The sequence below is a fragment of the Kitasatospora sp. NPDC048194 genome, from assembly GCF_043202455.1.
GTDB lineage: Bacteria > Actinomycetota > Actinomycetes > Streptomycetales > Streptomycetaceae > Kitasatospora.
The window spans coordinates 102,716-115,663 of record NZ_JBIDAK010000002.1 but is presented as its reverse complement, the minus strand read 5'-3'; the positions used below and the strand labels follow the sequence as shown (position 1 = coordinate 115,663).

The 12,948-nt window shown below is 73.4% G+C and carries 8 protein-coding genes; 2 read left to right on the top strand and 6 right to left on the bottom strand.

Going from position 1 to position 12,948, the window contains the following annotated elements; all coding sequences use genetic code 11:
• Window positions 1-2: 2 nt before the first annotated feature.
• Window positions 3-644 (bottom strand): AAA family ATPase, encoded by a 642-nt coding sequence (locus ACGF07_RS03040; protein ID WP_392894845.1) that lies wholly within the window; start codon window positions 642-644, stop codon window positions 3-5.
• 473 nt (window positions 645-1,117) lie between these two features.
• Between ACGF07_RS03040 and ACGF07_RS03035 the strand changes: the two genes are divergently transcribed.
• Window positions 1,118-1,297, top strand: coding sequence for a hypothetical protein (locus tag ACGF07_RS03035; protein ID WP_350736149.1), 180 nt, complete (start codon window positions 1,118-1,120; stop codon window positions 1,295-1,297).
• Window positions 1,298-1,303: 6 nt separating this feature from the next.
• Here ACGF07_RS03035 and ACGF07_RS03030 read toward each other — a convergent pair whose 3' ends face one another.
• The 3 genes from ACGF07_RS03030 to ACGF07_RS03020 all read right to left on the bottom strand — a co-directional run bounded on the left by ACGF07_RS03030 (window position 1,304) and on the right by ACGF07_RS03020 (window position 8,833).
• Entirely contained in the window at window positions 1,304-2,293 is a 990-nt protein-coding gene (locus ACGF07_RS03030) for an ABC transporter ATP-binding protein (RefSeq protein WP_350736152.1), read from the bottom strand.
• A gap of 283 nt (window positions 2,294-2,576) precedes the next feature.
• A complete protein-coding gene (locus ACGF07_RS03025; protein ID WP_392894843.1) occupies window positions 2,577-5,393 on the bottom strand; it encodes a hypothetical protein in 2,817 nt (938 codons plus the stop codon).
• The gene (locus ACGF07_RS03020; protein ID WP_392894841.1) at window positions 5,390-8,833 is read right to left on the bottom strand and encodes an FtsX-like permease family protein; all 3,444 of its coding nucleotides are present in this window, start codon (window positions 8,831-8,833) and stop codon (window positions 5,390-5,392) included. Before ACGF07_RS03020 ends, ACGF07_RS03025 begins: the two co-directional genes overlap by 4 nt.
• Before the next feature lie 402 nt (window positions 8,834-9,235).
• Between ACGF07_RS03020 and ACGF07_RS03015 the strand changes: the two genes are divergently transcribed.
• Window positions 9,236-9,973 carry an ABC transporter ATP-binding protein gene (locus ACGF07_RS03015; RefSeq protein ID WP_392894839.1) on the top strand — a complete coding sequence of 246 codons (738 nt, stop codon included), beginning with the start codon at window positions 9,236-9,238 and terminating at the stop codon, window positions 9,971-9,973.
• Window positions 9,974-10,690: 717 nt separating this feature from the next.
• On the opposite strand, the gene ACGF07_RS03010 is transcribed toward ACGF07_RS03015, so the two are convergent.
• Window positions 10,691-12,313 carry an alpha/beta hydrolase gene (locus ACGF07_RS03010; RefSeq protein ID WP_392894838.1) on the bottom strand — a complete coding sequence of 541 codons (1,623 nt, stop codon included), beginning with the start codon at window positions 12,311-12,313 and terminating at the stop codon, window positions 10,691-10,693.
• A 249-nt stretch (window positions 12,314-12,562) separates the two neighbouring features.
• Window positions 12,563-12,895 carry a hypothetical protein gene (locus ACGF07_RS03005; RefSeq protein ID WP_350736167.1) on the bottom strand — a complete coding sequence of 111 codons (333 nt, stop codon included), beginning with the start codon at window positions 12,893-12,895 and terminating at the stop codon, window positions 12,563-12,565.
• Between the last annotated feature and the right edge of the window lie 53 nt (window positions 12,896-12,948).

The window sequence follows — 12,948 nt, the reverse complement described above, 5'->3', positions numbered from 1 at the left end:
GGTCAGCCGAACCGAACCCCCACGGCGCGCGACCGGGAGACCCCGTCCAGCAACAGGACCGACACCGCCTCCGGCGTCGGGTGGGGCACCGGCGCAGCTGCACGCGTACGCACGGCCGGCAGCGCAGGTGTCGGCGCGGGCGCCACCGGAGGGGGCAGGGTCGGCCCGTTCGACCGCACGTGGCCCGTGAAGGCCCGCGACAGCCGTTCCAGACCACGCCGATGGCGGGCGAACACCCGTACCGAGGCGTGCCGCCCGCGCGCCCGCTGGCCCTCGAGCGCGGTCATGGCGCCGACGTCCAGCAGCACCAGGTGCAGCTCTCGCCCCCGCCGACCGGCCTCCCACGCGAGCCATCGCCGCATCCACGCGCGGCTGCCGCAGTCGTGCACCAGCAACGGCCCGCCCCGCCGGACCGACCTGCGCAGCAACCGGAAGTGCTCCCACCGCGCCCACGGCCGGTACACCCCGTACGGCAACCACGCGGGCATCAGCGCCTCGCAGGCCTCGTGCACCGCCCGCGGGTCCACCACCGGGGCGCCGCAACCGTCACCGGCCCGGCCCCCGGACCAGCGCCGCAGCAAGGTGCTCTTCCCGGCCCCCGGCAGCCCCGACACCACCACCACGGCGTCAGCCGGGTACGCCACGACGAACTCCGCCCCGTCCGCGCCCCGTAGATCCACCACCCCGTCCGGAGCCAGCACCGCAGTCACCGTGCCACCCACCGCTCCCCCGTCCACCGCTCTCACGTCTACCGCTTGGCCGCGCACCGATGTGTCCGCGCATCGATCGCCCGCCCAGCGCTTCCGCGCTGCGCCCGACGGGGAACCCTAACAACGCGCCGCCCCCGGCCGGTCCGCCGCCACCCGAGGCGGGCCCGGACGGGGCGCCGCACGGCAGGTGGCGGCGGGTCCCGTACCGGGCGCGCGGTCGGGTCGTGGCCGTCGCCGGGGCGCGCGAAGGGGCGTGACGCGCCCCCATGATGCTTCGAGCGCCCGCGCGGGCGACCTCTCGCGCGGCGGTCGCCGGGAAGAACCGACCGTGGGCACTCGACCGTGCGAGCCGAACTGCCGATACACCTCCGGCGGCGTTCCCTCGCACTGCCTCCAGGAGGCACATCTTGACCTGGCTACGCATCCTCACCGCACTGGGCATCCTGGCCGTGGCAGCCAGTGCCGTGCTCGTCTTCGCCCGCTGCACCGCCCCATCCCACGGCGACCGCGACGGGGCCGCGCCTCCCGACCTCCGGAGGGACGCCGAGAACAGCGGCCTCTTCCAGCGGATGGGCGGCGACGGCTGAGCGTCGTCAGTGACCGGCGACGTCGTCCGGCCGGACCTCGATGTGGTCGGCGGCGAGGTCGACCGCCACCCGGTGCTCCATGCCGAGCGCCTCCAGGAACTTGACGGGCAGCTGCACCCGCCCGGTGCGGTCCAGCATCACGTACTCGCGCTCGTTGACCGACTCCTCCCCGTGCTCGTCCGTCACCGTGCGGCGCAGCACCTCGCTGCTGGTCCGTCCGTCCCGGATGGCGACCGTGCGGCGCACCTCACCGGCCACCATCGGGTCGTGGGTGACGATGACGACGGTGGCACCGAGTTCCCGGTTGACGGTGCGGAAGGCGTCGAAGATCACCGCGCCGGTCTCCGAGTCGAGCTCGCCGGTCGGCTCGTCGGCGAGCAGCACGGGCGGGTTGTTGGCCATCGCCACCGCGATGGCGACCCGCTGCTGCTGGCCTCCGGAGAGCTCGCCGGGCCGCCGGTGGGCGAGGTCCCCGATCTCCAGGGCCTCCATCAACTCGGCCACGCGGGCGGCCTGCCGCCTCGATCCCCCGGCTCCGGAGCGACGACCGCGCAGCTGCATCGGCAGGGCGATGTTCTCGGCCGCGGTCAGGAACGGCAGCAGGTTCCGGGCGGTCTGCTGCCAGATGAAGCCGACCACCTCGCGCCGGTAGCGCAGCCGCTCCTTGGCGGACATCTCGAGCAGGTCGCAGCCCGCCACGGTGGCGGTGCCGGCGGTCGGCACGTCCAGCCCGGCGAGGATGGTGAGCAGGGTGGACTTCCCGCTGCCGGACGCGCCGACCAGGGCGACCAGGTCGCCCTGCCGGATGGTCAGCTCCAGGCCTTGGAGCGCCTGGACCTCGATGCCCTCGGCGCTGAAGATCCGGACCAGCCGATCGCAGACGATGGCCGCGCCCTCCGCGTGGGCCGTGGGCGAGGCGGCGGCGAGCGCCCGCTGCCGGAGCTCCTGCAGGCTGGGGGCCTCGACCGTCGGCCGCTCCTGGTGGCTGGTGTTCACCGTTGGTCTCCTGACTCGGCTGTCTGGATTGTCCGGGCCGTCCGGACGGTCCCGGCTGGTCGGCCTGTCTCAGCTGTCCTGACGGTCGTGCGGATCCGGCTGGTCCGGCCGGTCCGGCTGATCCCGATGGCCCGGTCGGCCCGGCTGGTCGTGCCGGTGCGGCCGATCATGCCGGTGCGGCTGATCGTGCCGGTACTGCCCGTACAGCGGGTACTGCCGGTCCCGGCCGCCCATCGGCTCCCGGTGGCCCGCGCCGTCAAGGCCCCTGCGGCCCGCCGGGGCGTCATGACTGCTCCCCGGCCCGCAGCTCGACGGCGATCTGGCGCCGGCCGGCGATCAGCGTCTCCAGCACCACCGCGAGGCCGATCAGCAGGGCCAGGCCCGCCGTGGGCAGCAGCACCGGCATCAGCGTGGGGGTGATGACGTCCCCGACCTTGGCGCCGACCAAGGTCGAGATGTCGAAGGCGCTGCCCAGCAGTCCGACCGCCGCCACCGCGGCCAGCCCACCACCGACGGCCGCCGCCAGGGTCTGCGGCAGGGCCTCGGCGAGGATCAGTGCCAGCCCCTGCCGGGGCCGCAGACCCATCGTGCGCAGCCGGGCGAGCACGGCGGTGCGCTCGGGCGCCGCTCGGAACAGCGTCAGCAGCACGGCTAGCAGGGCGAATCCGGCTCCGGCGGCGGCCGCGTACCGGAACAGCCGCCCGGCGGCGTGCTGCAGCGGGTCGTCGGCCAGTTGGACGCCGAGTTCCCGGCTGCTGTGCACCGTGTACCCGACGGGCAGGCCGTGCGTGCCCTTGCCGGCGGCCGCGGCGTCGTCCGCGATCAGCTTGGCCAGTCCGCTCGGTTGGGCGAGGCCGCTGTCGCGCAGCGCCGCCCTGACCCGCTCGGGGTCCGGGTCGCCGACGGCGAACCACTTGTTCGTGCGCTGGGACTCCGGCAGCCGCTCCCAGGCCGGGCCGGCGGCCACCACGACGAAGGGTCTGCCCGGGTCGGGGACGGCCGGGCTGGCGGTGACGATCCCGGCCACGGTGGTGCGCAGCCCGTTCCCGTTGGGCGTGCGGACCTCGGGTGCGCCGGCGCTCAGGCGCTTGGCCAGGTCCCGGCTGAACAGCGCGGGGATCCTGGTGTCCGGGCCGCCGGGGGCGGCGGCGAGCTTCGCCGGGTCGAACTCGCCGACGCCGAGCGTGCGGGAGATCTCGGCGTAGGCGGTCGGCTCGACGACCACGAGGATGGCATCGGTGTAGTCCCCGTCGGCGCCGACGAAGCGGGCGTTGGTCTCGACCCAGGCCCCGGTCGCGGCCCGGACGCCCGGCAGCCCGGCGGCGGCCTTGGTGAACGCCTCGGTCAGGCTGGCGTACTGAGGGAGGGAGACGGCGACGTCCCCACCCGTGGCGATGCGTGCGGCGCGGGTCCGGACGTGGTCGACCGTGTCGAGCACGGTGGCGCCGAAACCCGTCGTGGTGACGGCTATCAGCAGGGCGAGCAGCGGCAGGGCGGAGGGCCGGCGGCGGCTCGAGGCGTCGCGGGCCGCCCGGGCCAGGCCGAGGAAGCCGATCAGGCCGCGCCCGCGCCTCGCGACGGCGGCCAGCCAACCGACCACCACCGGCTCGATCCGTGCCAGCAGCAGCCCGCCGGTGACGGCGAGCAGCAGGGGGGCGGCGATCAGCAGCGGATCCGATCCTGCGTCCGTCACTCCGACGCCTCGGCGGCGGACCTCGGCGACCGCCGCCGCGGTGACGGCCAGGACGACGAGCTCACCGACGATCCGGCGCCAGCCCCCGGCCCCCCGGCGGCGTGGCCGCAGCAGGGCGGCGCGGGCGGGGAAGGCCAGCAGGGCCAGCAGGGTCGCGGCGAGCGCCGCCAGGACCGCGTGGCCCCACCGGGGGGTGGGCAGCAGCACCAGCGCGAGGACCGTGCCGACGACGGCCGCGGGCAGGACGGTGGCGGCGCCTTCGCCGAGCAGCCGCGCCAGCACCCCGGTGCGGGAGCCACCGCGGGCCCGCAGCAGGCGGATCTCGGCGGTGCGCCGGTCGGTGGTGAGGGCGGCGGCCAGGCACAGCACCACGGTGCCCACTCCCGCGACACCGGCCGGTCCGATCGCGCTCAGCGGCAGTGATGCCCGGTAGCGGTCGTCGGCACGGCTGAGGATGTCGGGCAGGTTCGAGCTGGTGTGCAGGTCGGAGCGGCCGGTCGCGGAGGCCAGGGCCGTGGCGCCGGGGCCGGCGAGGAACGAGCTGACGGCGCTGCGGGTCCGGTCGAGGCGGTCCGCGCGCAGGGAGGCGGGGTCGACGGGAAGCCGCCAGAAGTCCTCGCCGCCGGCGCCCCAGCGGGCCAGCGCCGGCAGGCTTCCGCCGTCGACGAAACCGCTGGTGGCCCAGTGCTCGTGCTGCGGATCGGGCTGGAGGCAGGCGCGGGCCGGGCAACCGAGGTCGTCCCAGAACGGGTCCTGGGGCTCGTTGACGCGGTAGAACCCGACCACCACGGTGCTCCGCCAGGTGCCCTCTCCCAGGGTGCCGTTGTCGACGACGTCGCCGAGTTCGACGTGGAGGGTCTCGGCGGCCTTCTTGCTCAGGACGATCGGCAGCGGGCCGTCGGGAGGGGCGGGGGTCGGCCAGGTGCCGTCGGTCAGGGTGGCCCGGGCGGTCAGGTCGCTCAGGTAGTAGAGGGTGAGGAGGGAGGGGTCGCCGGAGATCCGGGCGTACCCCGGATTGAACATGCCGCGCGGGTTCAGGGCCCGGGCGCCGGTGGCCAGGCCCGACGGAGCGAGCGTCAGCTCCCGGCCGACCTCCGCGGTGAGCTTCTGCCGCACGGCGTCGAGGTCGGCGGCTGTCCCGGCGCCACCGGTCCGGGCGGTGGAGTGCAGGCTGGTCGGGTTGAGGCCCTTGTGGCGCACGAAGTCCTGGAGGGCGGCGTCCGCGCCGCGGTCCTGGAGCCGGGGGAAGGCCGCGGCCAGGAACACGGTGACGAGAGCGAGGGCCGCGGTGAGCAGGGCGGCCAGCGGCATCGCACGCAGTCTGGTCCGGACCCAGGGCGCCGGGCGGTGGCCGGGTGCCGGGGCGGGCGTGGGCGTGGGCGCGGTGGTCCCGGCCTTGGTGGTCACATCTCCTCCACGTGGCGCAGCCGGGAGGCCACGTCTCGACGACGGCGTCCGATGAGGAAGGCCGCCAGCAGCGGGACGACGGCGATCGCGGCCGTGAACAGCACCGCCTGGCCGGCCGGCAGCTCGATCCGGGCTCCGGGCACCGGTCGTCCGGCAGCGGGGGTCAGGACGACGAACGGCACGATCAGATGGACGAGCAGGGTGCCGAGCCCGATGCCCACGGCTGCGCCGAGCCCTACCAGCAGCGCCTGTTCGGCGGCCACGGTGCGGGTGACCTGTTTGCGGGGCGCGCCGAGGGCGAGCAGCAGGGCGGAGTCCCGGGCGCGCTCGTGGGCGGAACCGGCCACGGCGGCGGCGAAGCCGATCGCGGCGAGCACCGCGGTGACGATCGCGATGGCCATCAGCGCGGTCTGCGGGGCGGCGCCCACCGGGTCGCTGAGCAGGCCTTCGGAGACCTCGTCGGCGAGCTGGACGTCCTGGGAGCCGGGGGCCGACCGCAGCACGGCCGCGGCCCGGGCCGGAGTCGGGTCCCCCGGTCCGGTGGCGGGTAGCCACCACTCGGCGCGGCTGGGCAGGGAGCGGCCCTGGGCGGCCAGCAGGCGCGCGGTCGTGTCGAGGTCGATGACGAGCGCGTTCCGTCCTGCCACCGGGAGGGCCTCGACCACCCCGGTGATCGTGACCGGGAGGACGGTGCCGTCGAAGGGCACCTGCACGGTGTCGCCGACCGACGCGCCGACGAGTTCGAGGTAGCCGCGGGCGGCGACACCGGAGACGGCGGTCGGCGCGGTCGCCCCGGCGGGGCCGAGGACGGCCCGGTAGCTGCTTCCGATGCCGCCCGCCATGCGGTAGTCGACGGCGAACAGCCGCTCGGCGTCGACCGGTTCGGGGCTGACGGTGGCGATCGGCCCGGTCGTGGCGCCGAGTGCCGGGGCGTCGACCACGGTTCCCTTCCAGGACAGGCCGGTCGGCGGCGGGACGGCGGTCGCGGGACCGTCGGCGGTGTCCGACACGGCCAGTCGGCGGACGGTCACCTCCCCGCCGGCCCGGGCACCGAAGGAGACGGTGGCCCCCACCAGGGTCAGTGGCGCGGCGGCGGAGCCGGTCGGGGCGTCGACCAGCGCGCTCAGGGGAGCCGAGGCGCGCAGCTCGCCGTTGAGCGGAAGGTCGGTGAAGGGGGCCTTGTGGACGTAGCCGAAGCGGTCCCGCAGCAGCAGCGTCACTTCCGGCGCGGACGGGATCGACGGCGATCCGAACGCCGGACGGCCGAACTCCTGGCGGACGGACAGGTCGGCGTCGATCCGCCTCGGGCGGCCGGGCAGCGGGAGCCCGGCCTGCGCGCCGGTCGGTGCCGACTGGGCGAGCGGGCGGAACAGTTCGCCGGCGGTGTGCCCGCCGAGCAGGTCGCTGCGGATCGGGAGGCGGTCGGCGAGGGCGGCGGTGTCCACGGCCAGCAGCTGGCCCGTACCGGTGGGCAGCGACTGTTCCTCGCGGACGACCGGGATCAGCCGATCGCCGCCGGGCAGGGCCGCGAACCGGCCGCCCTGCCCCATCACGGAACCGTGCACGGCGCTGATCCGCAGGCCGCCGCCGGTGCTGAAGGCCGCCTGGTCCCGCTGGGAGGCGGTCCAGGTGGCGTGTTGGCCGATGGCGAGCACCCCGGTGGCCACGGCCAGGACGAGCAGCAGCACCGGGCCGGCGGCCCGGGCGGGTTGACGGGCCAGCTGCCAGCCGACCAGCGCCGGGCCGAGGCCGCGTCCCCGGGCCGCCACCCGGGCGCCCAGCTTGGCGGCGAGCGGCAGCAGGCGCAGCACCACCAGGGTGCCCGCGCACAGGGCCAGGGTGGGGGTGGCGACCAGCAGCAGGTCGACGCCCAGTCGGCCGGAGGAGTCGGCGGACAGCCCGCCGCCGTACTGGTCGAGTTGCTGGTAGGCGAGCGCGGCCAGGCCGAGCACGGCGAGGTCGCCGCCGTTGCGGGCGATGCCGGAGACGAGGGCCTGGCGCCGGCCGCCCCCGATGTGCAGGGCGGCGCCGGCTCCGCGCAGCAGGCTCGGCGCGGTGGCGAGCAGGATGCAGGCGAGGGAGCAGAGCACGGCCACCGGCCAGAGCCCCCAGCCGATGCCGGTGTCCATGGCCACCTGGTGGGACCGGCCGAGGCCGGCCAGGACGCGGACCAGGAAGGGGGTGAGCAGGGGCGCGAACGCCGCGGCGGGGAGGGCGAGCAGCACCAGTTCCAGGGCGGTCAGGCCACCGAGCCGGAGGCCGGAGGCGCCACGGGCGGCGAGTAGTTCGTTCTCGCGTTCCTGGCGGCCCGAGATCAGCCGGGCGACCAGCATCAGGGCCGCTGCGGCGAGTACCGCCAGTTGGAGGGCGCCGATCAGCAGGGTGGACCGGGCGACCACCAGGCCGGCCGACAACTCGCGCACGACCTCGGGGAGTTCGGTCGTCGCCGTGAGCGACGAGCTCTTCCGCAGGTCCTCACCCAGTCCCCCGGCGCGGTTGCCGATGGCTTCCACGGCGGCCTGGTCGACGCCCGCGAAGTCGGCGTCGAGCAGCCACCCGCGGCTGCTCTGCAGCAGGCCTCCCACGGTGAAGGCGCTCTGGTCGACCATCATCGGGCCGAGCGTGGTGAAGCCGCCGGTCGCGACCTCCCGGCCGCCGACCGGGTCGATCCGCCAGTACGGGTCGGCGGGGTCGGCGGCGCGGTAGGCCCCGGCGATCCGGACGGTGAGCGGCTTGCCGTCGATCCGGTCGGTGAGTTGGACGTCGACGGGCAACGCCTGCTCGTTCAGGCCCAGTCGGGTCAGCACGGCCCGGGGAACGGCGACCTCCGGGGCGGTGGACCGGACCGGTCCGGCGGCGACGCCCGGCCAGGCACCGGCGATCAGCCGGACCCGGCTGCGGTCGAGGTCGGCGAGGACCGTCAGGTCGACCTTGGCCCCGGGGGCCTGACCGCCCGGCCCGGCGGCGCCGGGGGTATTGGCGGAGCCAGCGCCGGGGGAAGCGGCAGAGCTACCGGCGGGGGCAGTGGCGGAGGTACCGGCGGGGGCAGTGGCGGAGGTACCGGCGGGGGCGCCGGCCGCGGTGGCCGAAGCGGCCTCGCCGGCCGGAGCGGCTGAGGCTCCGGGGGCCGGGAGGCCGTAGGAACGGCTGCGCAGGAGGCTGTCGGTGTGCACGGGCAGAGCGCCGAAGAGCTGCTGCCGGTAGGCGGCGACTGCTTCCTCGTCCTTGGTCCGCTGGTCCAGCCCGTGCTCGGCGGTCACCACCACCGCGGTCCGGGCGTGGCCGGGGCCCTGGAGCGCCTGCCGCAGACCGGCCTGACCGACCCCGCTGTTGAAGGTCACCAAGGCGGTCAGGACCGCCGTGGTGATCAGCACCGTCAGCAGGACGGCGGCAGCCAGCGGCAGTCGCCCGCGCAGTCTGCGCACGACGAAGCCGAGCATCGAATTCCTCCCCCGGTGGCGTCCCAGCCGTGTCCCGGCCCGCCCCATCGACCCGGTCCAGGCACGAAACGGCCACAGACGGACACCCCACGGGCACACCGGTGCAGTGATCACCGGCAACGGCTCGCCGGATAGCGGACGATGCTGTCAGATTCGATCCAGAAACGGAAGGGACTTGCGCGAATCAAGTAACCAATGAGCAAATTCCATGTATTGGTAGCATCCCCGTCCCGGAGTGCCGCCTTGAATGCCATGAACACTTCACAATTTCAGCTTCGCCCACTCCTTTGACCAGGGGATTCCGCCTTCTCGCACCTCCTGCCCGGACACCTGAGCCCGAGCAGCCACCGCACCCGTCGACCCGGACCGAACCGGGTAGCCACGCCCACAGGGGGATGCCGAATGACGCAGCACCAGGCCGACACCGCAACCGCCACGCCCGCCGGGCCGATGGTGTCCGTGACCGAACTCCGGCGCAGCTTCGGCTCCGGCGAACGGGCCGTCCACGCGCTGCGCGGCGTCAGCTTCTCGATCGAGCGCGGTGAACTCACCGCGCTGAAGGGCCGATCGGGCTCCGGCAAGACCACCCTGCTCAACCTCGTCGGTGGCCTGGACGACCCGACCGCCGGCGCCATCGCCCTGGACGGCATCGACCTCTCCGGGCTGGACGAGGACGGCCGCCTCGCCCTGCGCCGCGAGCGGCTCGGCTTCGTCTTCCAGTCCTTCGGGCTGATCCCGATGCTCACCGCCGCCGAGAACGTCGGCATACCGATGCGTCTTCGCAAGGTGCCGGCCGCCGAGCGCGAGGAGCGCGCGCACACCCTGCTGGCCCTGGTCGGCCTCGCCGACCACGCCAACCAGCGCCCCGGCGAGCTCTCCGGCGGCCAGCAGCAGCGCGTCGCCATCGCCCGCGCACTGGCCAACGACCCCGGCCTGATCATCGCCGACGAACCCACCGGCCAACTGGACTCGGAGACCGGCCGCTCGATCATGGAGCTGCTGCGCGCGGTGGTCCGCAGCGAGGGCGTCACAGTACTGGTGGCGACGCACGACCCGACGCTGATGGAGCTCGCCGACCGGGTGATCGAGCTCCGTGACGGCCGGATCGTCGAGCCGGAGTCGGCGGACCGGGCGGCATAGCGCCGGTTGGGCGGATGCGGGTGAGGTGGGTGCCCCGGGCCATGCACGGCGACAGGCGCACTGCGACAGGTGCATTGGGACAGGTGCATTGGCACAGGCGCATTGGCACAGGCGCATTGGCACAGGTCCACCGGGCCCGACGCGGTGAGCCAGTCGCGGCGCGCCGGATGCCGTGCCCACCATCACCTGAACACGATGGAACACCTCCTCCCCGCCCCGACGGGCCGTGGCCTGCCGCAGTCATGAGTAGTTGCCCGGAAGCTCTGACCCACCGTCCGGTAGCGGGGATCGCCCGGCAGGATCGTGCGCCCGGAGAATTCGTGTCGCATGGCTGTCCTCCACTTCCCAGGTTCGAGAGAGTCCGGCGAGCCGCACGCTAACACGGGCATCCAGCTGTGTGAATTCATTGACGAATTAGTGTGACAGTACGCCATTTCCTCGGGCATGGGAGATCCGTGGAGAACTCCCCGCGAGTCGATTGTCAGTGGCATCGGATACGGTCCTCGACGACTCAGCAGAATCCGCTCCGCAGGAGATTCGATGACGATCCTCTGTCGCATTTTCCGCACGATCCCGGGCACCGGCCCGGAAGCACGGGCACGGTGGTCGACACGACTGTGGTGGCCGGCCCGGTGGTCGACACGACTGTGGTGGCCGGCAGGGCCACCGGCCACCACAGCCCCGGCCTCAACGGCCGGGCGTACGAGGGGTGATCCCTCAGACCGCCGGGAAGATCTCCGCGTCCGGCTTCAGCAGCTGCCCGGGCTGCGGCGCGGTGCCGTCCACCAGGTAGCGGGTGACGAGGGCGTTCAGCGCCTTGCTGCGGCCGACCGCACAGTGCTCGATGGCGTCGACGCTGACCAGCACGGCGTTGCCCAGCTCCTGCTGCATCCGCTGGGCGAACTTGTACTGGGTCGCCGGGTCGTAGAGGTTGCCGATCACCATCACGGTGTTGGAGGTCTTCTTGTTCCACGGGCCGCTGAAGCGCTCGGCGTCCCGGGCCGGCGCCGGCCAGCTCGCGCAGGCGGGCGCGTCGAAGGCCTGGTAGCGACCGAAGGTCGGGGAGTCCTTCTCCCAGGCCCGGGCGGCGTTGGCGAACACCCGGTCGTTGGACGGGTACGGCTTGTCCTGGCAGTTGACACCCATGTAGGAGTCGTCGGCCGTGTACTCGGAGTCGGCCGGGGCCTCGCGCAGCGCACGCGGGACGTTCACCGCGAGCTGGTTGGCCTCGTCGTCCGGGACGTTCGCCTTCGGGGCGAGCAGAGCGGTCGCGGCCGGCTTCTGCATCACCTGGTAGGTGGCCTGCAGCGACTTCGCCAGCGGAGCCAGCTTGGCCTGCGAGTACAGGGCGCTGGCCACCTCACTGGTGAAGCTGCTCAGGGTCACCTGGGTCCCGTTCGACAGCGTGATCGGGCTGGTCCGCAGGTGGTCGCGGAGCGCATCGAACTTGGCGCGGGTGTCACCGTCGCCGAAGGCGCAACGCGGGGCGCCGGCCGCCTGGCAGCGCTTCAGGAACTCGTCCAGGGCCAGCTCGAAGCCGCCTGCCCGCTGGCGGTCGTACTCGAGGCCGTTGTGCAGGCGCAGATTGGGGTCGACGTTGCCGTCGATGATGATCGCCCGCACCTTGTTCGGGTACATGTTCGCGTAGGTCGAGCCGATCAGGGTGCCGTAGGAGAAACCGGCGAAGGTGAGCTGGGAGTCACCGACGGCCCGGCGCATCCGGTCGAGGTCGCGCACCACGTTGATGGTCGACATGTGCTCGATCAGCGGGCCGGCGTTCTTGCTGCAGGCGTCGGTGTAGTCCTGGTCCGCGTCCAGGGTCTCGTCGACCTCGGCCTTGGTCACCGGCACGCCGACCATGCGGTTGTTGACCGCGTCCGCTTCTTCCTGGGTCTTGAAGCACTTCAGCGGGTTGCTCCGGGCCACGCCCCGGGGGTCGAAGCCGACCAGGTCGAACTTGGACTGCACCTCGGCGCCGAACCGGGTGGTGGTCGCCCACAGGTATCCGCTGCCGCCCGGGCCGCCCGGGTTGAGGAACAGCGAGCCGATCCTCTTCGACGGGTCGCTCGCCCGCCGCCGCATCATGGCGATGCCGATCTTCTCACCCGACGGGTTGTCGTAGTCCAGCGGCACCGGGTAGACGGCACAGTCGTAGATGCCGGGGTCCGGCTTGCTCGGGTCCGGGTTGCACGGCTTCCAGTCGACGGGGTCGACCTTCGCCTCGGCGGCCGCGGCACCTGGCGCCGGATCGAAAGGCGCGGCCGACGCGGCGACGGCGGTACCGGTGACAAGGGCGAGCGCGCAGGTGACCGCTCCGGCCAACGTGGTTATGCGGGACAAGGAACCTCCTCCGTACTGAAAGGGCGGCCCCAGCCTGTCAGTCTGAGATCTCCCTGTGAAGACCTCGACGCGGCGTAAATGTTCCGGACGCCATGTCATACCTGGTCGGAATATTCTGTGAATGAACCGACTTGACGATGCGTTGACCTTGAAGCCAGGGGTATTCGGCCGACGACTCTCCCCGCCGGTGGACGTCGGCCGGCTGCGCCGGCGGCGGATTTCCGGATACCGCCCGCACGGGCGATTCCCCTACCGGGCGATCGGCTGCGACAGGTTGTCCTCGGCGACGACCTGGTACACGGCGTTCAGGGTCGGCGGACCGACCAGGTCCTTGATCCGCTCGAAACGACGCTCCTCGACCGGGGCGAGCTTCTCCATCCACGCCTGGATGGACTCCGGCCCGTGGTCGCCCTCGATGAGCGCGATGGTGACGATCTCCCGCGAGTCCTCCATCGCGGTGGCAGTGATCACCCGGGTGCGCGGGTCGTCGGGGAACACCTCGTCAGGGATCCACGCCTCGCGGAACTCCCCGTACTCCACACCTTCGTTGAGCTTGCGCACCATGACGGCGACGAGCTGCATGAGTCCCCCTCCGAGTCAGTTTCTTGCAGTGCAAGAAGACGATGGCGCTATTG